Annotated in this window: 18 protein-coding genes and 1 pseudogene; 12 read left to right on the forward strand and 7 right to left on the reverse strand. The window is 54.0% G+C overall.

Annotated features, from left to right (window positions below):
- Nucleotides 1-88: 88 nt before the first annotated feature.
- Complete coding sequence (locus tag AC1P02_RS19145; RefSeq protein WP_485182914.1) at nucleotides 89-1,066, reverse strand: AraC family transcriptional regulator; 978 nt, start codon at nucleotides 1,064-1,066, stop codon at nucleotides 89-91.
- 354 nt (nucleotides 1,067-1,420) lie between these two features.
- Entirely contained in the window at nucleotides 1,421-3,799 is a 2,379-nt protein-coding gene (gene ppsA / locus AC1P02_RS19150; RefSeq protein WP_485182915.1) for a phosphoenolpyruvate synthase, read from the reverse strand.
- A 320-nt stretch (nucleotides 3,800-4,119) separates the two neighbouring features.
- Here ppsA and ppsR point away from each other — a divergent pair, with 320 nt between their 5' ends.
- Nucleotides 4,120-4,932 carry a posphoenolpyruvate synthetase regulatory kinase/phosphorylase PpsR gene (gene ppsR / locus AC1P02_RS19155; RefSeq protein WP_005310537.1) on the forward strand — a complete coding sequence of 271 codons (813 nt, stop codon included), beginning with the start codon at nucleotides 4,120-4,122 and terminating at the stop codon, nucleotides 4,930-4,932.
- 122 nt (nucleotides 4,933-5,054) lie between these two features.
- Here the strand turns inward: ppsR and AC1P02_RS19160 are convergent, their stop codons facing one another.
- Complete coding sequence (locus AC1P02_RS19160; RefSeq protein ID WP_485182916.1) at nucleotides 5,055-5,342, reverse strand: hypothetical protein; 288 nt, start codon at nucleotides 5,340-5,342, stop codon at nucleotides 5,055-5,057.
- Nucleotides 5,343-5,703: 361 nt separating this feature from the next.
- Between AC1P02_RS19160 and AC1P02_RS19165 the strand changes: the two genes are divergently transcribed.
- The 9 genes from AC1P02_RS19165 to AC1P02_RS19205 all read left to right on the forward strand — a co-directional run bounded on the left by AC1P02_RS19165 (nucleotide 5,704) and on the right by AC1P02_RS19205 (nucleotide 15,423).
- The gene (locus tag AC1P02_RS19165) at nucleotides 5,704-7,080 is read left to right on the forward strand and encodes an amino acid permease (protein ID WP_058395488.1); all 1,377 of its coding nucleotides are present in this window, start codon (nucleotides 5,704-5,706) and stop codon (nucleotides 7,078-7,080) included.
- Nucleotides 7,081-7,294: 214 nt separating this feature from the next.
- Complete coding sequence (locus tag AC1P02_RS19170) at nucleotides 7,295-8,344, forward strand: tyrosine-type recombinase/integrase (protein ID WP_485182917.1); 1,050 nt, start codon at nucleotides 7,295-7,297, stop codon at nucleotides 8,342-8,344.
- Entirely contained in the window at nucleotides 8,341-8,853 is a 513-nt protein-coding gene (locus AC1P02_RS19175) for a hypothetical protein (protein WP_485182918.1), read from the forward strand. The genes AC1P02_RS19170 and AC1P02_RS19175 overlap by 4 nt, the downstream gene beginning before the upstream one ends.
- Before the next feature lie 445 nt (nucleotides 8,854-9,298).
- Complete coding sequence (locus AC1P02_RS19180; protein WP_485182919.1) at nucleotides 9,299-9,508, forward strand: helix-turn-helix transcriptional regulator; 210 nt, start codon at nucleotides 9,299-9,301, stop codon at nucleotides 9,506-9,508.
- A 34-nt stretch (nucleotides 9,509-9,542) separates the two neighbouring features.
- Nucleotides 9,543-9,953, forward strand: a complete 411-nt coding sequence (locus AC1P02_RS19185; RefSeq protein ID WP_485182920.1) for a hypothetical protein — start codon at nucleotides 9,543-9,545, stop codon at nucleotides 9,951-9,953.
- Nucleotides 9,954-10,312: 359 nt separating this feature from the next.
- Nucleotides 10,313-10,954: a YagK/YfjJ domain-containing protein gene (locus AC1P02_RS19190; protein ID WP_485182921.1), complete on the forward strand. Its 642-nt coding sequence runs from the start codon at nucleotides 10,313-10,315 to the stop codon at nucleotides 10,952-10,954.
- 217 nt (nucleotides 10,955-11,171) lie between these two features.
- Complete coding sequence (locus tag AC1P02_RS19195; protein WP_485182922.1) at nucleotides 11,172-11,867, forward strand: phage antirepressor KilAC domain-containing protein; 696 nt, start codon at nucleotides 11,172-11,174, stop codon at nucleotides 11,865-11,867.
- A gap of 632 nt (nucleotides 11,868-12,499) precedes the next feature.
- Nucleotides 12,500-12,913: a terminase small subunit-like protein gene (locus AC1P02_RS19200; protein WP_485182923.1), complete on the forward strand. Its 414-nt coding sequence runs from the start codon at nucleotides 12,500-12,502 to the stop codon at nucleotides 12,911-12,913.
- A gap of 356 nt (nucleotides 12,914-13,269) precedes the next feature.
- Nucleotides 13,270-15,423, forward strand: a complete 2,154-nt coding sequence (locus tag AC1P02_RS19205; RefSeq protein ID WP_485182924.1) for a nuclease-related domain-containing protein — start codon at nucleotides 13,270-13,272, stop codon at nucleotides 15,421-15,423.
- A gap of 62 nt (nucleotides 15,424-15,485) precedes the next feature.
- Here AC1P02_RS19205 and AC1P02_RS19210 read toward each other — a convergent pair whose 3' ends face one another.
- Nucleotides 15,486-15,701 (reverse strand): hypothetical protein, encoded by a 216-nt coding sequence (locus tag AC1P02_RS19210; protein WP_130632757.1) that lies wholly within the window; start codon nucleotides 15,699-15,701, stop codon nucleotides 15,486-15,488.
- 227 nt (nucleotides 15,702-15,928) lie between these two features.
- On the opposite strand from AC1P02_RS19210, the gene AC1P02_RS19215 reads away from it, so the two are divergent.
- Nucleotides 15,929-16,498 carry a recombinase family protein gene (locus AC1P02_RS19215; RefSeq protein WP_485182925.1) on the forward strand — a complete coding sequence of 190 codons (570 nt, stop codon included), beginning with the start codon at nucleotides 15,929-15,931 and terminating at the stop codon, nucleotides 16,496-16,498.
- Between the two features lie 251 nt (nucleotides 16,499-16,749).
- Here AC1P02_RS19215 and AC1P02_RS19220 read toward each other — a convergent pair whose 3' ends face one another.
- From AC1P02_RS19220 to AC1P02_RS19230, 3 genes and pseudogenes are all read right to left on the reverse strand, one after another.
- Nucleotides 16,750-18,954, reverse strand: coding sequence for a hypothetical protein (locus tag AC1P02_RS19220; RefSeq protein WP_485182926.1), 2,205 nt, complete (start codon nucleotides 18,952-18,954; stop codon nucleotides 16,750-16,752).
- Entirely contained in the window at nucleotides 18,951-20,090 is a 1,140-nt protein-coding gene (locus AC1P02_RS19225) for a hypothetical protein (protein ID WP_139737831.1), read from the reverse strand. The genes AC1P02_RS19220 and AC1P02_RS19225 overlap by 4 nt, the downstream gene beginning before the upstream one ends.
- A 269-nt stretch (nucleotides 20,091-20,359) precedes the next feature.
- Nucleotides 20,360-20,734, reverse strand: a pseudogene (locus tag AC1P02_RS19230) (ATP-binding protein).
- Nucleotides 20,735-21,050: 316 nt separating this feature from the next.
- On the opposite strand from AC1P02_RS19230, the gene AC1P02_RS19235 reads away from it, so the two are divergent.
- Complete coding sequence (locus AC1P02_RS19235; protein ID WP_139737829.1) at nucleotides 21,051-23,207, forward strand: KAP family P-loop NTPase fold protein; 2,157 nt, start codon at nucleotides 21,051-21,053, stop codon at nucleotides 23,205-23,207.
- Nucleotides 23,208-23,222 lie beyond the last annotated feature (15 nt).

Genomic DNA, 23,222 nt, shown 5'->3' on the forward strand with positions numbered 1-23,222 from the left:
CAGTGACAGCATAAAATGATGGGAGCGGCGTGTTAGCGTGCGCTCCCATTTTCTGTACCGGGAACGCTTGACGAGACCAGCGCCGTTATTATTGGCGAGTATTTCGGTAAGCCAACGGCGTCATATTGGTATTGGCCTTGAAGAAACGATTGAAGGCACTCTGGGAGGAAAAACCCATCAGGTCGCTGATATTTTGCAGTGGCTGGTCCCCATCCCCCAATAAACGGCACGCCTCCATCATCTTGACCTGTTTCAAAATAGCCGAGAAGCTGCTGCCCTCCCCCTGCAATTTCCGGTTCAGGGTCCAGCGGCTGATATTCATGGCCGAACAGACATCCTTGAGTAAATTGTCATCGCACTCCATGACACCGCTGCGAATGTTATGGCGGATCATGTCAGCCACCAGATTGGCAAAGGGCACCCGCTCATCAATATCGAGGCAGATATGCTCAAGCTGGCTTGTCTGCAAACGGCAGAGGGGTCCGTTATAACCATCGGCTCGGCTCTCCAGCAGAGCATTGCTTATGGTCAGGGTGTTGCCAGGCTGATCCCAGCGACAGTGGGTTCCAAAGAAGTGATCCAGCTGGCGGTGAGAGCCCAGCGACTTGCCAATGAGCTCCACCGACACCGTCAGGTTTGGCACATAGACCAGCAGGATCCGGTAGAGGATGACAAAATTGGGGATGGCCTGGCTGGCGCCCAGGGCGGCAGGCCCTTGATTGATATATTCATATTGGGTGTGAGACGCCCCCTCCCTCACCTGAAAATCGTCGCAGTTGCCGATGACGGTGCGATAGGCCAGCAGGGCTTTGATGGCGGCGCGAGGGGACGGCTGGTTCAGGCATAGACTGATGAGTGCCGGGTAGTGCTGGTAGAGCTCGGCGATATCGTAAGACAGTATGCCCTCGTGAAAGCCATTCAGATGCGGCTGCATCAGGCTCAGCATGCGGTAATGGCTGTGGGCCTGGATCCGGCCATGCTCACGGTGGATATCGAATGGCGTCAGACCGGCAGCCATCAGGATGGCATCCGTATCTCCCCCTTGCTGCTGACAGGCTGCCAGCATTCTTCTGATCACTTGATTTGATACGCTCTGTGACATTTGCCTGCCCTGGCCACATTAATAACAAGAAACATATTTATTGATGAATCGAGTACAAGTGGAACCTATATTTTCAACCTGACCCGACATGAGGTGAATATGGTGATCCGCCAGTCTGTCCATGACATGGCAGGGTTATTATGGCGTGGTGAGGCAGTGAACCTATGTAACGGAGTGTAAGATCAGGATCTGGCACGCTTATTTTGGCAGAGAAGTAAAAATATGGCGTAAAAATAACACCGAGCAGTTATTAAAAGATAAAAACGGCGCCCTGTCAGGGCGCCGTTTTTATTATCACAGTTGTTAATCAACACAGACTCAGCAAGCCTTGTGTTGCTCCGCCAGATAGAGCCAGGTATCGACCACTGTATCCGGGTTGAGAGACACGGAGTCTATGCCCTGCTCTACCAGCCAGGCGGCAAAGTCAGGATGATCCGAGGGGCCCTGACCGCAGATGCCGACATACTTGCCCGCCTTGCGCGCAGCCTGGATGGCCATCGACAACAACGCCTTGACCGCCTCGTTGCGTTCGTCGAACAGGTGGGCGATGAGGCCCGAATCCCTGTCCAGTCCGAGCGTAAGCTGGGTCATGTCGTTGGAGCCGATGGAGAAGCCATCCACGTGCTGCAGGAACTGATCCGCCAGCAGGGCGTTGGAGGGGATCTCGCACATCATGATTACCTTGAGCCCCCGCTCGCCACGGCGCAGCCCGTTCTCGGCCAGAATGTCGATCACCTGGGCGGCCTCACCCACTGTGCGCACGAAGGGGATCATCACCTCGACGTTGGTCAGCCCCATGACGTCGCGCACCCGCTTGATGGCTTCACACTCCAGCGCAAAGCAGGGACGGAAACTGTCGGCGATGTAACGTGCCGCGCCACGGAACCCTATCATGGGGTTCTCTTCGTGGGGCTCATAGTCACGCCCGCCCACCAGGTTGGCGTACTCGTTGGACTTGAAGTCCGACATCCGCACTATGACCCGCTCCGGCCAGAACGCGGCACCCAGAGTGGCGATCCCCTCGGTCAGCTTGGCGACATAGTATTCCCGCGGGTTGTCGTAGCCTGCGATCATCTTGCGGATGGTGGCCTGAAGCTCCAGGCTCTGCTGGTCGAATTCCAGCAAGGCCTTGGGATGCACACCAATCATGCGATTGATGATGAACTCGAGCCGCGCCAGACCCACACCGGCATTGGGCAATTGGGCGAAATCAAACGCCCGGTCCGGATTGCCGACGTTCATCATGATCTTGATGGGCAAGGGTGGCATGTTGCCCACTTCGGTCACAGCCACATCGAAATCGAGCTCGCCGTCATAGATGAAGCCGGTATCCCCTTCCGCGCAGGAGACTGTGATGAGCTGACCCGGAGCAATATGATCGGTGGCGTTGCCGCAACCCACCACGGCCGGAATACCCAGCTCCCGGGCTATGATGGCGGCGTGACAGGTGCGCCCGCCACGGTTGGTGACGATGGCGGAGGCCCGCTTCATGATGGGCTCCCAGTCCGGATCCGTCATGTCGGTGACCAGCACATCGCCGGGCTGCACCTCGTCCATCTGGCTGATGGAGGAGATGACCCGCACCGGGCCCGCACCAATCTTGTGGCCGATGGCACGCCCTTCGATCAGCACCTTGCCCGCCTGTTTAAGGGCGAAGCGTTCGAGGGTGTTGGCCTCCTGGCGGCTGCGTACCGTCTCGGGACGTGCCTGCACTATGTAGAGCTGGCCATCCTGTCCATCCTTGGCCCACTCGATATCCATGGGGCGACCATAGTGCTGCTCTATAATGAGGGCCTGCTTGGCCAGCTCCATCACCTCGGCATCCGTGATACAGAAGCGGTTGCGTTCGGTCTCGGTCGTGTCGACGATCTTCACCTGACGGCCATGACCGGCATCGTCCGAGTAGGTCATCTTGATAAGTTTGGAGCCGAGGGTCTTGCGCACCACGGCAGGGCGCCCGCCCCTGAGGGTTGGCTTGTGCACATAAAACTCATCCGGGTTGACTGCGCCCTGCACCACCATCTCGCCCAGGCCCTGAGCGCCTGTAATAAAGACCACGTCATTGAAACCGGATTCGGTATCCAGGGTGAACATGACGCCGGAGGCGGCGAGATCCGAACGCACCATGCGCTGCACCCCGGCCGAAAGCGCCACGCCCTTGTGGTCATAACCCTGGTGCACCCGATAGGAGATGGCGCGGTCGTTGAACAGTGAAGCAAACACATGCTTGACGGCAATCATGACGGCATCGATGCCGCGTACGTTGAGGAAGGTCTCCTGCTGACCGGCAAAGGAAGCGTCCGGCATATCCTCGGCGGTGGCGGAAGAGCGCACCGCGAAAGAGGCATCCAGACCCGCACTCAGCTTGTCGTAAGCGGCGCAGATCGCCTGCTCCAGTGCTGGCTGGAACGGGGCTTCGATCACCCAGTCGCGGATCTGCTGACCCGCCCGGTTGAGGGCACCTATGTCGTCCACATCCAGGTTATCGAGCAGATCATGGATCTTGCCGTTGAGGCCGCTTGACTCCAGAAACTCGTTAAACGCAAAGGCCGTGGTCGCAAAGCCACCCGGCACGGATACACCGGCACCAGAGAGGTTGCTGATCATCTCGCCAAGGGATGCGTTCTTGCCGCCAACTCGTTCTACATCTTGCATTCCGAGTTGTTCGTACCAGAGTACGTACTGTTGCACTTGCATGTCTCCAGGTTGGTGGGCTCGGGTGCCATGGCACCTTCTGCGCCAAATTAGGTGCGTGAGTTATATGCGTTATTGTCCGTTTCTACTGTTGCCAACGACCATGAAAACGTTTTCCACTTATTGTCAAAAAAATCCCCGAGCAAGATTTGGGGATGGTCGAATGACACAGACATTCTACAATGCCAACACAAAAAGGTAACGACTCAGGTTTGCAAGCCACTTCACAACTTGGGCACAGCAGATCAGTTGACAAAATAGATATGGTTTCGAGAGATACTGACTGCTCGCAACCTCGCCAGCCCGCATCACAGGAGCGCATCGTGCACACCGTATTCTATGTTTCCGACGGCACAGCCATCACGGCCGAAGTATTCGGTCACGCCGTGTTGAGCCAGTTTCCACTGGTGTTCGAACAAGTCACCATCCCCTTCGTAGAGACCCTGGAGAAAGCCAGGCAGGTGCGGGCGCGTATCGACGAGCAGTTCCGCCAGACCGGGCTGCGGCCCATACTGTTTCACACCATAGTCGACCCCCTGGTACGGGAAGAGGTGCTCAAGGCCCAGGCGAGCGGCCACGACTTTCTCAACACCTTCGTCAGCCCGCTGGAGCAGGAGCTGGGGGTCAAGGCCGAGCCGAGACTGCATCGCACCCACGGCATGGAGAACCGCAAGCTCTATGACGATCGCATCGAGGCGGTCAACTTCGCACTGGCCAACGACGACGGCATCACCACCAAGGAGTATGAGGAGGCGGACATCATCCTCATCGGGGTCTCCCGCTGCGGCAAGACGCCAACCAGCCTCTATCTGGCGCTGCAATTTGGCATTCGTGCCGCCAACTATCCCTTTATCGAACAGGACATGGGCGCCCTGGTGCTGCCCACCGCCCTCAAGGCCAATCGCCACAAGCTGTTCGGCCTCACCATAACGCCCCAGCGGCTGCACGAGATCCGCAATCAGCGCCGCGCCAACAGCCGCTACTCTTCGCTGGAACAGTGCGAGCAGGAGCTGGCAAGCGTGGAGCGGCTGTTTCGCCAGGAGGCGATCCGCTTCCTCGACACCAGCTCTCACTCGGTGGAGGAGATAAGCGCGAAAATTCTGGAGGCTACCGGCATGCGCCGTCAGCTCTATTGAAAGGGGAAAATATCCTGGAGATCAACGCACTGCCGACTTCCTCCCGGGTGGCAAGTTGACGGGATAGATAAGCAGAAATGAAAACGGAGCCCAATGCTGTAGCATATGGCTCCGTTTTTTGGCTAGCGGGGACAGGAACCAGTGCTGTTCAACTCCTTGTTGTTCATCAGCATGGCGTAAAAGTTGAGCACGCCATAGCGCCTGCGTACCCGTTCAGTCAACCAGAGCGCCGGCAGTAAACCAACAGCGCCAGCTGTCAGCAGCACGGTTCGAAAGTGCATCACCAGATAGTCGTCACCCTGCACTGCCCAAACCAGCATGCATCCCGCCGCCATGGCAAGCAACAGGGGCGAGAGCCAGACCGTCAACCAGAGCGCGACGGCCAACAGGCTGCCAATAATACGTTGCATGAAGCCTGTCCTTTTCACGGAGGAGGCTTTATAAAACAGGAATCACTGAAAGAGTCAACTGAACAGCATTCGATTGTTCACAATGCAGCCAACCACTCCTCTTTTTGTATTTGGAGTCCTGAAAAACCTGCTTGATGCCGAAAAAACCAACGAATGATAAGGAAAACAGGTGCGTTGACGGCTGATTATCACTATTCTGCTTCCGTTGGTAGCCGCTACAAAAAACAACAAGCGACCTGCCGTAACGAAATAAATACGGATTTCGTCACGTTTCAAGCACGCTTTGCCGTGCAAGGTCACATGGAGTGACTCGACGGGCGAGATGACAGACGAGTGACATCAGAGACGTAAGGAAGGAAGAATGGATCTTCAACAAGACGGCGAGGAGCTGAAGCGCGGCCTGAAAAACCGCCATATCCAGCTCATCGCATTGGGCGGTGCCATAGGTACCGGCCTGTTTCTCGGGATTGCCCAGACCATCAAGATGGCGGGCCCCTCAGTGCTGCTCGGCTATGCCATCGGCGGCTTTATCGCCTTTCTTATCATGCGCCAGCTGGGCGAGATGGTGGTGGAAGAGCCGGTAGCGGGCTCCTTCAGCCACTTTGCCTACAAATACTGGGGTGACTTCGCCGGTTTCGCCTCCGGCTGGAACTACTGGGTACTCTACGTGCTGGTGAGCATGGCCGAGCTGACGGCGGTCGGCATCTATGTCCAGTACTGGTGGCCCGAGATCCCGACCTGGATGTCGGCTGCCGTCTTCTTCGTGCTGATCAACGCCATCAACCTCTCCAACGTCAAGGCGTTCGGCGAGATGGAGTTCTGGTTTGCCATCATCAAGGTAGTCGCCATCGTCGGCATGATTGGCTTTGGCGGCTACCTGCTCGCCAGCGGCAACGGCGGACCGGATGCCAGCATCACCAATCTGTGGGACCAGGGCGGTTTCTTCCCCAACGGCATCAGCGGTCTGGTGATGGCGATGGCGGTGATCATGTTCTCGTTCGGTGGCCTTGAGCTGGTAGGGATCACGGCCGCAGAGGCGGATGACCCCGAGAAGAGCATTCCCAAGGCCACCAATCAGGTGATCTACCGCATCCTGATTTTCTACATTGGCGCCCTGGCCGTGCTGATGTCCCTCTATCCCTGGGGCAAGGTCGTGGAAGGCGGCAGTCCCTTCGTGATGATCTTCCACGCGCTGGATAGCAACCTGGTGGCAACCGTGCTCAACATGGTGGTGCTGACCGCTGCGCTGTCGGTCTACAACAGCTGTGTCTACTGCAACAGTCGCATGCTGTTCGGTCTGGCCAAGCAGGGCAACGGCCCGCGCAGCCTGCTCAAAACCAGCAAAAGCGGTGTGCCCGTAGTGGCCATCTCCGTCTCCGCAGCAGCAACCCTCTTGTGCGTGCTGATCAACTACCTGATGCCGGGCAAGGCGTTCGAGCTGCTGATGGCACTGGTGGTCTCGGCACTGGTCATCAACTGGGCCATGATAAGCCTTGCGCACCTGAAGTTTCGCAAGAGCAAGCAGGCCGAAGGGGTTGAGCCCAAGTTCAAGGCGTTCTGGTATCCGCTGGGTAACTATCTCTGCCTCGCCTTCATGGCCGGTATTCTGGTCATCATGTACCTGACCCCGGGCATCCAGATCTCGGTGCTGCTCATCCCGGTCTGGATCGTCGTGCTGGCCATCGGTTATCAACTCAAGCTGAAACGTCAGGGACGTCTTGCCGCCGACCTTGGCTGATTTTTCCGACGCTCGTTATCCAAATGCCGGTCACTGACCGGCATATTTGATGTCTACACCATTCCACCAAAATCCATGAAAAAGTTGACATATCAACTTAGTTAGCCTGATCTTTGTCCAGTGTTGTCCACTCACAATGATCGTCTTCCGGCGGAATAGTGGGGGGATGAATGGGGGGATATGATTTCCCCCATCCCACTGCAGGAGCAAAGCAATGGGAAAACTCGACCCCAAGAAAGTGGAGAATTTGGTCGTCGCCAACACCTATGAGGATGGTGATGGCTTGCGGTTGGTGGTCAAATCCAAAAACATTAAGTCTTGGATATTTCGCTATCAGTTGGCAGGTCGGCGTCGCGAGATGGGATTGGGTAAATACCCGACAGTTTCCTTGAAACTGGCCCGTCAGCTTGCTGCCGACGCGCGAAAATTATTGAGCTTGAAGATCGACCCCTTAGCGGCCCGTGACGCTGAGCGCGCAGCACAGCTCGAGGTGGAACGCCAAGCCGCCGCAAGACGGGTGAGTTTCCAACAATTGGCCATAGATTATCACTCTGCCCATAGTGCTTCCTGGTCTGAAAAATGGCGTAAAGGTTGGCTGCGCAAGCTGGAGCTGCATGCATTTCCCCTCATTGGCCACCTTTCGGCGGATGCCATCCAGACCGAGCATATCCTGGAGGTTCTGCGTCCGATCTGGGCAAGCAAAAACCGCACCGCTGACGAGCTCCGCGGGCAGATTGAGCAGATCCTGGATGCAGTAGCGGCCCGTCTGTTGATCCTGACCGATGCCCGCGCCAAGATGATCCGCTTCGCCCAGTGGTCGGAATTTAACTTGGAGACTGGGGTGTGGACCCTGCCCGCCAGCCTTATGAAGATGCGTGAGGGGTTTGATATTCCCCTGGCGAGAGAAGTGATTCTCTTGCTGCAGGATATGGAACGAATGGAAGGAAGTCCCTATCTGTTTCCCGGCCAGGGCAAGAGTGGCGTGATGCATGACAACGCCATCCGGACCTTATTGCACCGGTTAGGTTACTGCGATATTACCCGGCATGGCTTTCGCTCCTCCTTCCGGGACTGGGCCAGCGACCTCACCAAATACCCGCGCGACATTTGCGAGTTAGCACTGGCCCACGATGAGCGTGACGAAACAGAATCGGCCTATTCCCGTTCAGCCCTTCTGGAAAGGCGTCGCCCGTTGATGGCGGACTGGGCACGCTATGCCACAACCGCTCCGACCGATAACATCCGACAGGAGGTATTCGAGTGAGTAGGATTGGACGTGGCAAAGAACAAGCATTGCATGCATATCAGGGTGGGGAGTGGCTCACCCTCAACGAGGCCGCTACCCTACTGGCGCAACGTGACCAGCGGTCAGGTGAAGAACTGCGTCAGGGGAAAGACCGCTGGCGCAAACGAATCGAATATGCGGTGAACGCTAAAAAACTGATGAAGGTGGAGAAACTGTTCAAGCTAGATGATTTGGCCGCTTGGGCACGGACGCTGAAAGTCAGTAGGGACTGGTTAACCAAGCTCGCCGAGCTGCCTCGTCCCACTCTGCGTGACAGTGTAGAGGAAATTGCCTCGGCCAACGATGAAGAACAAGGCATTCGCCTTCCCGGCAGTCTTGAGGAGTGTCACGAAGAGCTCCGAAGACTCCGTAGTGAGAATAGAGTCCTGAAGCAAGAGAACGAACAATTGCGCGAACCGGCCGCAAAGTATGTGGCACTGTGTATCAACCATCAAGAGGCCGCACGCAAGCGTCAGCGTCAGAATTAGTTACTGCTGCCGACTCAGGCAATACCGCTTCCCAAGCTTTCTCTCCTTCCCTGCCTCAGAACATCAATCCCCATAGCCAGGGCGCTTTACGCACGACTGGCAGACCAACGCTATCCATTCAGCGGCTGGACAGTAGTCCTTCGGTGTTGTCGGAGTTAGCCCTTGCCTAATGACAAGCCAGGTGAACGCCACTGCTCATGAGCTCCTGCTCTCCTACCAACTGAGCACCCTCAATCGGGTTGGTCTGGGAGGGTTGTTACCCGTTGGCATTAGAGAAATGTGAGGCGCTTGTGCACGATGCGCTACCACACGTTCAGCGTGGATTATGTCGGTAGAGAGATAAAATGTGTAGAGAAAAAAACTTAACTTTGTGAGAATTTTTTCTCTACATATAGTGAAAAAGCTAAGTCCACTCAGCCCTATCGGGCACCAAGGAGATTTAGCAATGTCTACTCATGCCTCCACCCCCCAGCGCCGCATCATGCGGCTTCCGCAGGTCAAGACCGCCACTGGTTTCGGTCGCGCCTGGATTTACGAACTGATGAAGCGTGGCGAGTTCCCTCAAGCTCGCAAGATAGGCATCCGTGCCATTGGCTGGGATTCTGAAGAGATCCACCAGTGGGTATCCCAGCGGTTGGATGGCGGGGCCAACTAGTATGCCTCCCTTCCAATACATGCAGCAGTGCAGCGTGGCTAATGACAGCCAGCGCTGCCTGTGCCCACCGCCCCACACCTGCTCTCTGGACCACTGGCAAGCCCAGCGCAAGGCAACCGAAGACCAACACGGCTTGATGTGTCACGCCTTGCAGCAGCGTACCCGGCTGGGCAAGGAGACCACTGAACACCACTACATCAACAAGTCGAACATGATTAACTGCTTGATGTTGGGGATGGAGAGCAAGCAAAGGCTTGCTGAGAAGGGGCTGGAGGGGGAGTTGTGCTGCCATCTGACGGCGTATCAGTTGGAGCAAATCGCTTTTCTGGAGCGCAGCAATGTCATCCTCTTGGATGCTGATATGTCCTTCACTGAGCGCAAGGAACAGCTGACCAGGTTGTTAGTGCCCTGTACTGAGTTGGCACGTAATGTGCGTTGGGGCTAGCCCGATGCGGAGGCGAAATTCTGTCACCATGGTGGAGTCAGTCAATCATGGCCTAGTCCCATCCTACTTGCACAACTGTTCCACATTGCCCCCGTCCGACGTTGGCCAACTCACTATGGCGAACAACCACAAAATGGCTTCCAAAGAATCCATCTCAACGATTGGCGCCATTTGTGCTAATCCCGCCATGGTAATCCCGCCACAAAGCAGGACAGGCTTCCAGCAATGGGGCGGGTTGGCGGGGGGTGTTAATCATAAAAAAATAGCGGTTTTTTATAATATCTATGAGGGGGTTAATAGAGTTTATGTCCCTGAAGAAGCCGTAGTACACGAAAGGCATCTTTCTTGGGGGGCGACACATGTCTGATGGCGATGTACTGCCGTCTGCAGTAGTCGCCAGGGTGACCGGCAGCCCCAAGCGCAAACAAGGCGAGCGCTATGACCACGTGACGTACCAGGACAAATACGATTGCGCAGGCACGAGCTACCCGATCAACTCGGCTAAGCCGGGCTGCTATACCCTGATCCTGCGGCGAGCCATCGAGCAACTCACCACCATGGTCAGCATCTACCGGCGGGTGCTGTTTATCCGGATTGATCTTCACCATCCCCAGCCAGCACCAACCAGCGAGCATGTCAGTGCGTTCATTGAGGCCGCACGCAAGCATGTCCTGCGCCGCTACCAAACGGAGCATATGGGGTTCCTGTGGGTGAGGGAGCAAGAGCAGGTCCCGCGCCAGCATTACCACCTGGTCTTGATGCTGGACGGCAACAAGATAAGGCACCCTGGCAAGTTGCTTGAGGCGCTTGATGAGATCTGGGTACGCAAGGGGGGAACCACCTCAATACCCACGAAGCCATACCTCCTCATTAATCAACCTGAGTTGTTGGCTGAGTCTGTCTACCGCACAAGTTACCTCGCCAAGGCAAGGGGCAAGGGATTCCGGCCGAACGGTACTCGTGATTTTGGCTGCTCGCGTATCAAGTCAAGGACTCCTTAGAGGTTCTTAAGGAACGTTACCCCTGTAGGTGCTGCGACGGAAAACATCTCTTGCGATGATGAGTGCGCCGGGATCAATACAATGTGATACGAGGCGCTGAAGAACGCTGACCCAACCGTGTCCAACCCATTTTCTATCCAGAGAAAGTTGGAAGTGGTCATCGGTACCGGGCAAGACAGCAGAGATAGTGGAGCCGTGAAGTTTGGGAGGATACCCAATGAATGTGTTGATGAAAATGGGCGCAAGTCCGCTGATGAACAGTGTGGAAATTGCGGAGCTGACGGGTAAGCGGCATGACCATGTGCTGGTCGATATCCGTAAAATGCTGGCTGAAATACAATCTCCCGAAAAGTCGGGAGATTATAAAGACAAGATGGGGCGTATTCAGCCATGTCTGATGTTGGATAAAGAGGAGTCCCTTTGCCTGGTAGCAGGCTACAACGCTGACCTGCGGATGCGGATCATTCGCTGCTGGCAGCAGTTGGAGCAGTGGAGCCCCAAGGTCCCGCAGAGCCTGCCCGATGCGTTGCGGTTAGCAGCTGAGCTGGCCGAGCAGAATATGGTACTTGAGCAGAAGTTGGCGAAGGATGCCCCCAAGGTGGAGTTCGCCGATCTGGTCGCCGGGGCAGACAAGGGAATTCATTTAGGCAACTTTGCAAAGACGGTAGGCATCGGACCGAAGCAGATCTTCTCTCTGCTGCATGAGCTGAGGATCCTGATGAAGGGCGGCAACCGGCATAACTTGCCCTATCAGGAGTATCTGGAACGAGGCTATTTCACTGTGGTGGAGAAGCCTTATATGGTTTATGGGGAGATGCGATTAGGGTTTTCGCCCCTGCTCACCGGCACAGGGCAGCAGTGGCTGGTCAAGAAATTGTTGGATAGCGGCTATCTGAAGGGGGTGGCAGCTTAACGCACAATTACACCCTGCATGCGGCGATTCGTGGCTGGGTTGCAGCGCAGAAGATGCTCTTCTTGCAATGCCACCGATTGTGTTCCACTACAGCACTATAGCGACAGCACACAAACTCAAGGGGTGGAAAAGCGCGAGAAGCTGTCTGGGGGAAGATGGATTGATTGCCGCACATCTGTGCAACTATTATCGTCCTCCCCCCTGTAGGGCTGGAACCAGTCTCCCCTCCTCGTAAATACTGGTCACCTATGACCAATTCCCCTATGCCTACAACAGATTCCCCCGACTGGCACAGCATCGAAATTGCTTACTGTGCTGGCCGTCAGAGTGTGCGCCAAATAGCGATAGAGTACGGTGTTTCACATACCGCCATTAACAAGCGGGCCAAGACGCACGAATGGCCAAGAGTCACAACACCAGGTAACGCGACCTCATCTTCAGGTATACCTACGGCCCCTATAAGTTGCGCTGGACATGTGAATGCCACAACACAGGTTATGATCCCAGTTTTCACTCCTCAGGTTTCCACTGTGGAAACGAATACGTCGAATACCAAATCGGTAACTAGAGGTCGTCGGAGTGCATACACGAACGAGTTGGGGGAGGCCATATGCAGCGCCATTGCTGATGGGATGAGTCTACGCGCAGTGCTTGCTCGTCCAGGTATGCCGTCCAAATCCATGGTGATGCGCTGGTTGGCTGATGAACGCTATATAGAATTTAGGGACCAGTACGCGTGTGCGCGCGAGGATATGGCCGACAAACTGGCCGACGAGATCCTCCAGATTGCCGATGACGGCAGCAATGACACCTTCCTCGACGCCAACGGCCACGTAAAAGTTAACCATGATGTGATTGCCCGTGCTCGCCTGCAGGTCGATGCTCGTAAATGGCTGGCCTCAAAGTTGGCTCCTAAGAAGTACGGCGATGGGGGGCAGCGAGAAAATTATGGCGTTAACCACGGGAGCATGCAGGTGAAATCGATAGTCACGTTTGTGAATCCACCCAACTGGGACGAAAATGGAGAGGTATCTAAAGATAACTGAATTTATAAAGTTCAAGAGCCAGCGCGGCAATCTCGTTCGGGACGAAGGGGTCGGAGGTTCGAATCCTCTCACACCGACCAAATTCAACAAGGGCTTAGCTTCGGCTAGGCCCTTGTGCTTTTCCGGTCCCCCAGTTCTGTGGGGCATTTGTGGGGCATTTTGATTTGCCTCCCTGCTTACCACATCTGTAATTGCCAGTTCTTGGCTCCTCTCATCAGCAGTTTCCCCTTTCAGGGAAACGTGCTAACTATTTCCTTTCATACAGATTACCCGACCTTGCTATGGGTCTCACATGGGGAATCTGTTTCAGTGTCTTTGATTATCAAGATTCGACGGCTGGAAAAGGATCACCAGATATGAATGGCCAGGCGCGGCAATGTCAGGATTTTTACCAGACTCTCTTTGCTGGATATGCTCAGCAGCTTGCCCCATTCGCCGCACTTGATGAGTGCCTTCACAACTTTCTGGATCAACGTCCAAGCGGCAAATACACAACTCGCAATCGTGCTGCCGGACTAGCTGCCGCATCCTTTTGGTGGGAGCCAGTCAATCTTGAAGGTGCTCAACTGGCAATCTTGGCACTGGGACGTATTTTGCATTTCGAGGATGCTATTAGCACTGCGCTGCTGGATCATCTGGCCGCTCGTCATCCAGATGTATTGCGTTGGGCGATTCGTTACTCGAAGCTGTTTACACGCAGCGATTCACCGCTCTGGCGGCATCTCCGAGACAATCTCGTCAGCAAGGATTGGTACGAATTTTTCGGCGTCTGTGATCGCTTACTTGAACAACTCGAACCATTCGACGAAGCAATTGCACTGGCAGAGTCCCACCTGAAGTCGCTTTCGCTACTAGAGCTGCTTTCCTATTTGAGCGTGACCGCTTATGGGCAACTTGGTGCCGCTAAGGGTAGAGACAGTACTGCGGAAGATTGGGATGTCTATGATCGGATTATCGCGCGCAAATTGTTGAATTGCTCTGAGCGTGATTTTCAACTGACAGAGGAAGCTCTCGGCCGCTCTCTCAAGCGTCATTTGTCGCCAATCCTTTTTCCACAGTCATGTGTGGGGCGAGAGAATGTTGCCAACCTCGAATCGGTCGCCTTGCTTATTGCCGCCATGCGCGAGCGAATCGACTACGAGAATTCCATCAATTGGTTCTGTTTTGACAGTGATTGCGGTTACCAGCTCAAACCGGGACAGCCAGTCATTTTCAACAAAACAGATACGGGCTCACAGCGCTGGCAGCGTACCGGGCGCAAAAGCAAGTTGCTTTGGCACTACTGGATGTACCGCGCGATTGACCAATTCGCAGCTTCGGATATGGCTGGCAAAATCATCGGGAGACCGGAAAACCACGAAGCGAATCAGCTTGCTTACATAAAAGCCATCCGCAGTCAGCTTTACCTGCAGACGATTTTCGGTCTGGGTGAGCGGGTCAGACTGAACGATGGAGCGGAGGTCGCCCTGCACCATGCGATATTAGCCAGTGAGCTGACGACAGTGTTTTTTGAGCAGGCGTTTCTTCAGCCTTTTCTTCGCTATATAGGCGACTCCGGTGTAGCAGCGAAAGCACTTGGTCAATTAGCTTTGGAAGGGCTTGTACAAGGCGAGAACCGCTTTCCCATCACTTGGTCGGAACCGAAAGATAAGATCCGTCGTATCTGTGGTTGGACCGTCAGTCCCGAACATCCCAAGGGCGACCCCGAGGCGGCCGAAGCCATCCTGAAGTTCTGGACCAGTGACCTGCAGGCACTGTCCGTGCAGATGAGGCAGACACCTAACATGCCATTTCCACGTATGTACGAGCGGCCATTCTACAAGATTGGCCGCTACAGCTTTCAGTTCCCCTGGGTTGCCGGTCAACAGAACAATCTGACCGCTGCGGTGAATAACCTGCGACGTGTTGAGCAACGCAGGCCTGCTTTGCGCAGCGAAACGGAACGTATTGAACATACCCTTGCCGAAGCACTAAGGCAGAGGGGGTTCCGCGTCGTCGTGGGCTACCAACCACCATTGAGTGATGAGCGCGATGCTGGTGAGATGGACCTGATCTGTCACTTGGATGGGGTAGTGTTGCTGCTGGAGGTCAAGTCGGGCTTCATCCGTTCAACTCGTCATGAAGTCTGGCTGCATCGAACCAATACCCTGCGCAAGGCGGCGAGGCAGTTAAAGCGCAAGCAACCGGTTGTGCTTCAAGCCCTGCAAAATGACCAAGGGTTGCGTTCAGATCTATTGCTGAGTGATTTCAATCCTCAGCCAGCTCTGCATGCTTGGGTTGTGGATACTTCGATTGAATTTGATGGTGAGGTCATCGATGGTTTTCACGTCGTCTCCCGCGAGATCATGGAGATCGCTTTGCGCGATGAACCGCATTATCTGCGCGCGTTTGAACAGATGGACGAGGCTGAGGTTGGGAATGAGGAAGAGACACTGTATGCCGACGGATTCAGTGCGCAAGCTCTTGTTAGGTTGATCGAGTCCGATGGGGTCTGGAGTGACTTGCTTTAGATATCAAGATCACTCAAATATGCTTGCCATTCATTGGCGGCGTCACCATATGTTGATCGGAACTAGTATGGGTTCCAGCGTTCATTCATAAAGCCGCCACCATGTTCGCGGCGATATTCTTCTCTGCGCTGCTCCTCTTCTGGGTCTGGGCGGTCGTACTCACTGTCGAGACTATCGTGGTTTTCCCAGTACTCCCGCTCTGCCTCTTCCTCAAGAGTTTCTTCTATCTCGTCCTCGTCGCCGAAATCGTCGATAAGGTCATCATTGTCATTGCCCATTGTGTTTTCTCCCAGTAGTACAATGCAGAGTGCATTCATAATGCTACAGCTAACATTGAACATTTTAGTGTGTTGAGGAGGCACGGGACTAAGACTAACTATCTTTATGGTGGTTCATAGTGTTTACCTTTTGAGCCATCGAATCAGCCCTTCAAAAATATAGCTCAAAGCTGTTGTTTTTATTTTGAGCCACACCTACATTTAGAACCATAGATAATGAGCCAAGCATGGGGCATATCGTGGCAGTCATCGGGTATCTCAGGGTTAGCAAGGGCGAGCAGAGTGTTGGTGCTCAACGGCACAGCATTGAACAGATGCACAATGTCGAAACCTGGTTTACTGACGAGGGCGTATCGGGAGGTGTGAAGGCACTTCAGCGCCCTGGCTTTGCCGAGTTGTTCAAGTTCATACGCAAGGGAGATACGCTGATCGTTCCAGCGGTAGACCGTCTTGGGCGCAATACCATCGATGTGTTAAATACGGTTGAGGCACTTCAAAGCAAGGGGGTTTCAATCATTAGCTTGCGGGAAGGGTTTGATCTGTCCACGCCGATTGGAAAAGCCATGCTGACTATGTTGGCCGCGGTTGCAGAATTGGAACGTTCAAACATCAAGCTCCGGCAGATGGCTGGGATTGCCAAGGCGAAGGCAGAGGGCAAGGCACTTGGGCGCGAAAAGACAATTGACGATGTCGCCGTTGCCAACTGGCGCAAAGAGAATTCAGCGAGTATCAAGCTGACGGCTGAACATTTCGGGATCTCGCCCGCTAGTGTGAAGCGCGCATGTCGGTCTGCGTAATTAGCTTGCTGGGCAGGTGTTCACCCGCCCCGCTTGGTGAAGCGCAGTCTTGGGCCACCCAATATTTCGAGCAATTCCGACCCAAATAGAATGTCGGCTGACGTTGTTGACGGCAGCTTTGATGCTCTTGAATGCCAGCCAGCAACCGCGAAGGTTGGCAATGAGCCCCAGCCCGAATACCCTGCCGTTCAAGCGTCATTCCCAGAATCTGCCGTTCGCGGAGTTTAGGTACCACCGATCCATCAGCCGTTTCAGGATAACCGGTGCCGGCATGACTTCAATAAGAAACGTACCATCGGGATGTCAGGCGCTTCAGTCTCCAGCACATAGTCCACATCGTCCTTGCACAATTGCAGGCGCCGCGTGGCAAGCGCCAGCAGGAATTCACTTGCAGCTCCGCCGCGAGGACTCTGGCTGGCGAGGATGACCCGCCTAAACAACCTGCCCAATTCACGACTCTCAGCGACCGTGTCAGCGAAATTCAGCTCGTAGGGATAAGCAGCGCGTAACAGTGAGGCCTGAATCACATCGTCGTTGAATCGGCCGAAGTTGCCGGGCGCAAGGAGCGTCTGCTGGAACCAGTTGCTGATAATCCGGCGCTCGCTGGGTACGAAAGCATTCGCACGGAGCCGCTGCAGCACCGAAGAGATCGTGAAGTACACGTCCGCCTGCCTGTGTCCGGACTTTTCCGGCAGGTTTTTGGGCCAGAACACAAATCCTGGCTGGAGAAAGAGTTGCTGCTGCGCATTAGCCAAGAACAGGTCATCGCCCATAGGCTGGCTCGCAAGACGCAGGCGGTCAATCCGCGACTCTACGACAGGCAGCAACTGCTCCGGTACCAGTTTCCTGATGTCCAGATCGATCAGCAACTGGAGCTCGGCAGCCCAAGCATGATTATCGAATGAGGCTGGAAGCACGATCTGGTCGACCGTCAGAAACTGATAGGGAAAATAGTTGTGCGTCTGGATTAGGCTGTTTTCAAGCCGCTCGCGCTTTGGTTCGCCTGTGGTCTTCGCCATGCCTACTAGGTACATTAGTGGCGCATCGGGCGAGATGCTTCGCAGGTCTCGGCTGATATCGAGCAATGTCCTCCCGCTCTCAATAACACTTGCGACAATGACTATTGGTTCGATCGTTTTGGCAGGAATGTCATCGATATTATCCCGCGCAATCACCGGTGCTGGCGTGGCGAGGTGGGCCGCCACGCGCCTTGCAAGCGCCTGCGACTGTTGGTCGGCGGCGATAACATGCGACAAACGCGCCGGTAGCGATCGGCGCAGAGCATAGTCGAGCTTGTTGCCAAAGTCTGCGCTTTCGAGCAGCTTGTCAGCGTTTATGTGAAACAAGCGAGGCGTCTTCAAACCGATGCGTCCGAGCCCTACCTCGAAAACTTCGGCGCAGGCGTAGCGGCCCATCAGCGCTGAAAGTCCCTTCGGTGCGTCGGCGAGCCCAACCAGCAGCGCATCCTGTTGGGGGCCTGCGAACTCGAACTGATCGCCCTGGAGCTTGATTGCGTGTGAGCCTCCAGCGCACATTGGGCAATCCGCGGATTCGTTGGCTGATGGTAAAGTCGTGAATCCGGCGGGATTGACCTGGGCTTCCCGTAAAAGGTCACAAACGACTGGCGTTGTGCTCGGTTTTTGCCCGAGGTACAGCAAATGCACGATCCGCTGCGGCTCGACATTCTTCTCGTCGATGAGGCGAGCAGCGAGAGAGCCGCTAGACGATGCAGAGATCAACACCACTGCATTATCGTCGCTGTCAAACGCGCATTGATCAAAACCGGCATAGGACGAGAAATTGTCAGCGAGAATCCAACGCGCACCCGCAAATGAGCGACGCTGCTCATTAATTGCGGCGACGACGGCGTATAGCGAGGGCGTATCAAGATAAGCCTTCGTTACTGAGAGGGCGATTTGAGGCAGGCAGCAGAAACCGATAAATGCAATCTCCGCTCCACGCGCCAATATGTTAGACAGCCGGATGAATCGCTCGGTGTGCCGTCCCGAAGGGTTCTCGAAATGATAAGTGGCGTTTGCCTCGACGAAGCCTCGTCGCTCGTTGAAGATAAAGGTGATCCCGCGGCGCCGCACATCATCGATGGTCATGCCATTGGTAGCTATGGTGCCTGCGACATAGTGGCGCCTACTCTCAACTCCATTGCTGTTGTAACCGATTAGGGTGACAGTGCTATGGCCAAGCCTACCCAACGTTGAATTATGAAGCGAATGGTTAGTCAGCTCGTCCAGCGTGGCAGCAAACGACGGATCGCGCACAATGATCGCCACCTCGTCGGGCACGAGATTGATTTCTATCTCCGCCTCCATCATGCTTGCGAACGCTTCTGGGTCTAGTTCTGGTTCCGCGACGAAGACCATCAACGTATCACGTGTGATGGCCTCCGCTGCCTCGTTCAAACGGTGGAGGTCGAACCTCAAGCTAAATAGTGATTTCACCGTCCCCTCCGCAGTGGTAGCAGGACCGTAAGTAGACTTCCAGCGACCGGGGCAAGGACCCCGTCCTCAGGGCGGAACACCTGGAGGGCCTCATGGCCCTCCCCCACATTCGTGTCCGAGAAGTCGGCATGGATTGATAGGCGTCCTGTTCGCAGTCTCAGGAACCCCCGCTCTTGGCGCAGCACCCGCAGCACATGTGGTAACCCCTGTCCAAAGCGCGATCCTCCCTTGGCGCTGAAGGTCGTAAAGCAGTCCCGCACCGCGGCCTCTTCCTCTTCACTACTGAGCTCAACGAGCGTTTTGCCTGCACGCGAGACGGCAAAACCAGGTCCGGAATCGAGGATAGATAGCTCGAACAGGTGAGTCTGGACGGCATCTTCCGCCGGTTCTAGGGACCGGCAATAATGAGCGAGCGGGGGATAGTCGGCCACGATCTGGGCTAACGTTTCCGGCTTGATACCATGATGTACGGTCTTGATAGCGCGGATCGACATCGACAGAATATTGCCGAAGGCGTCGGACTGGCCGTGTTCCTCGGTGTTCTTGAACAATTCAAAGATCATGCCACCTAGGGCCTCAGGCATTTGTGGCGCGATCCTGTTCTGGTACGCCTCTGGCACGGTTTGTCGCAAAAGCCACGAAGCCAACGAGGTAAAGGATTGTCGCGGCCGCAATTGGGGGGCTTGGCCGCTATCGGTCTTGTAGAGGAGATAAGGTGCATTACGCCCAAGATGATCTGCACAGATAATTTCCACCGACGAGCCGCGATAAGCCGCTTTCGGCTTGGCGCTCAGTAACGTTGTTAGGCGAGCGAGCGCTGCATCACGCACCTGATGAGTTAAATCTCCCGCTTTGCCACCGCCCATGATGACCCCTGCGCAAAGGGCGCCAGTCAGCCCGGGCAGGCGACGGACTAGTTCCCCGATCTGCTCAGGTGTTTCAACGTAAGTTTTCAGAGTGACTGGAGGGCGCGGCTGGGCCCATGTGACCAGCAATTGGTTCAAAGCCGCCTCGCCGCCGCCCCCAAAATGACGTAGGTTAGACGGCAAAATGAAGGGCTCATTCTTGGGTGCGGTAGCAGCTTCATGCAGGGCCCGCTCGATGTTGGCGACACTCGCCTGTACTGGAATTCGCAACACTGTCTCCTTGAACCCTTCAGCTGAGGCTCGGGCCCAGTAGTTAGGAAATTAATGCAATCAGCTTCAGCATTGCCGCAAAGGTTGAGGGTCGCCCATCCGATATTTCATCGACACTACCGGGATGTTGAAAACATGACGGAAATGTTAATCCGACTATTGGAGTTGCGATAGCCCCAAATGAGTGTTTTTAATTTGTTCAATAAACCCTCCTTTCTGGATGGGCGGCGATAATGGGTTGAACGACTCACTATCGACGCTCGTTCGGGTCACGCTACAGACGTTGTTTTTCGCAGCAAATCCCCGAACAGCTCAATCCGATGGGCGCTGTGTACCAGCCGGTCTAGGATGGCGTCTGTCACCGTGGGTTCACCGAGATAGTCGTGTCAAGCGCTGACTGGCAGTTGGGCCGCTATTGTTACCGAGCACATACAGCTGAAATCGTCGATGATTTCCAGTAGGTCCAAGCGGTTGCGCGCAGTCAGCTCGCCGATACCCCAGTCGTCCAGGATCAACAATCGTAACCGGGATATCGTCTGTCGCAATTTTGGGAGACTGCCATCGGCACGGTTGCTCTCGACTGCTTCCAGCAGGCGACTGAAGCGGCGGTAAAGAACCGTATAGCCGCGCTCGGCTGCAATCATGCGGTAGCGCCGCACTGTATTCTTGGCTCTATCAAGCTGTGCTGGCCTGGTGCCATATGCAGGAGAGTGACGTGGAGGCCTTCTACAAGCGAGTGACGGCAGCGTGATACCAAAAGTCTTTTGGCTCTGAAATAAATCCTGTAAATTTGTGCAATATTTATCACATTTTAAATAGTATTACTGCCGTATCCTAATTACCAACTGGAATTCGATTCAAATCTAGTAAACCTGTCATATTCAGAGTTATTGGGTGTGTTTGTCGCAAGATTCTGAAAGTAGTTTGACATCGGCATGTTGAGTGTGCGGAGAAAGATATATGTCTGATTTTACACCTTATAATGACCAACCTATCGAGGTACCTTGCGATGACCGATTTGGTGTTGATCCCTTCGCCCGGGCTCTTGCGACTAGCTTTCTCAGAATGAAGTCTCCCCAAGGGGCTGTTATCGGTCTCAATGGGCCATGGGGCTCTGGAAAAAGTAGTGCAGTTAATCTTTGCAAGCACCATTTGGCCAAGGCCGTCGAGGCTAACGAGATTGTTATTATCAATTTTGCCTGTTGGTGGTTCAGGGGAGAAGATGCTCTAGCTCTCGCTTTTTTTAGAGAATTGTATGCAGGCTTAGGTCCAAGTCTTGGTGACAAAGCAAAAAAACAACTTCCGAAACTAGGTGCTCGATTGCTTCGCGCTGGTGCTCTTGTAGGAAAAGTCGCTGAAGTTGCAGGAGCCGGTATCGTTGGAGGTATTGCTGAAAAGGGAATGGAATGGGCTGCAAGTCTCATTGAGCAGGACGAAAGCGTTGAATCCCTACATTCTGAACTATCAGAAACGTTACAGAAGCAGGGGAAGCGTTTCCTCATTATTATTGATGATATAGACAGGCTCTCACCTGATGAAGCTCTGTTAATCTTCCGCCTAGTTAAGTCAGTCGGGCGCTTGCCAAACGTTATGTATTTGCTGTCCTATGACCGCGAACTGGCGGAGAAAGTTGTCAGCGAAAGATATCCATCTGAGGGCTCACATTATTTAGAAAAGATTGTTCAAGCCTCGTTCGAATTACCTGAACCAACAGATTTTGATGTTCAGCAACATCTGCAGTCACAGATTGTTTCTATCTGCGGGGCTGCTGTTGAGGCGGATGCTGTTCGTTTTATGAATATTTTCTACGAAGGTATTGCACCAGCAATGCGTACTCCAAGGGATGTCATACGCTATACGAACTCATTGAGCGTGTCATGGCCAGCAGTGGCCAATGATGTAAACTGTGCAGATTTTTTAGCATTGGAAGTGTTCCGACTATTGCATCCACGGATTTATCGAGCTATACGACAAAACAAGTCTGTATTAAGTGGTAATCGACAATATGAACATCGAGAAAAACAAGAGTTAGAGCAGCGTTTAAATGAACTATTTTTTGGAGCCAATCCAAAAGCTGAGGACGATAGAATTCGGCGTGTATTAAAACGTCTATTTCCTACTCTTGAATCCATTTGGGGAAATATCGCTTACGCAGGAGACCCTGAAAGACGATGGACAATAGATCGCCGAGTTTGTTCGGTTAGGCATTTTGATACATATTTCCGTTTTGCGATCAGTGATGATACGGTTACAAGTGCTGAGTTGAATATTTTATTGGCCAGAGCTGATGACGTTATATATGTCAAAAGCATTCTGTTAGAGGCAATCTCTATCAGCCGTAGAGCAGGCGGAACCAAGGCTGCCGTATGGTTAGAGGAGTTGCGTACCCACGCTGAAAGTGTGGCACGTGATAAGATTCAACCATTACTTACTGCTCTTTTTTCTATATCTGACAGTCTTAACGTTGATGCTGATTCTATTAAAGGGTTTGGTTGGGGTGACAATCAGTTCCGACTGCACTGGTTATTACGTGCTTTAACGATAGATAAAATGTCGCTTGAAGAGCGCTCTTCCATATTGCTTCGCGCTTGCGACTCTGCCTCTATTGGTTGGCTTAGTCATTTCTCACGTTCTGCTTGGGCAGACTATTATCCTCAGGAAGGTAGTGATCCTGAACCACCTGAAAATTGTTTGACCACTGAAGCTGGAGCTGAAGAGCTTCGTGGGATTTTATACTCACGTATAAAGATTTCAGCAGAAGATGGATCTCTAATTGAACACAAAAAGTTTATATCTCTCTTATACGCTTGGTTAGATTTGACAAACGACAATGGTGCTGAAGTACGAGAATGGATTTCATCACAGCTCACAACAGATCATGGCGTTAAGTTACTCACTAAAGCTTTTACTTCATATGCTTGGACCCAAGGGATGAGTTTTGATGGGATGGGTGATCTTGTGGCTCATCGGATCACACGAGTTGATTTAAAGGAAATGACCAAATTAATTGACCTAGATGTGTTCCGCCCTCGTGTTGAGGATATTGCTGTTTCAGACCCAAATGTACGCGAGTTCTTGGAAGCCTGGCGGCGAGCTGAGCAAGGCCATGATGATTAACCCTTATCTGTTGAT

The sequence above is a fragment of the Aeromonas sp. TS_SC_11 genome, from assembly GCF_057318915.1.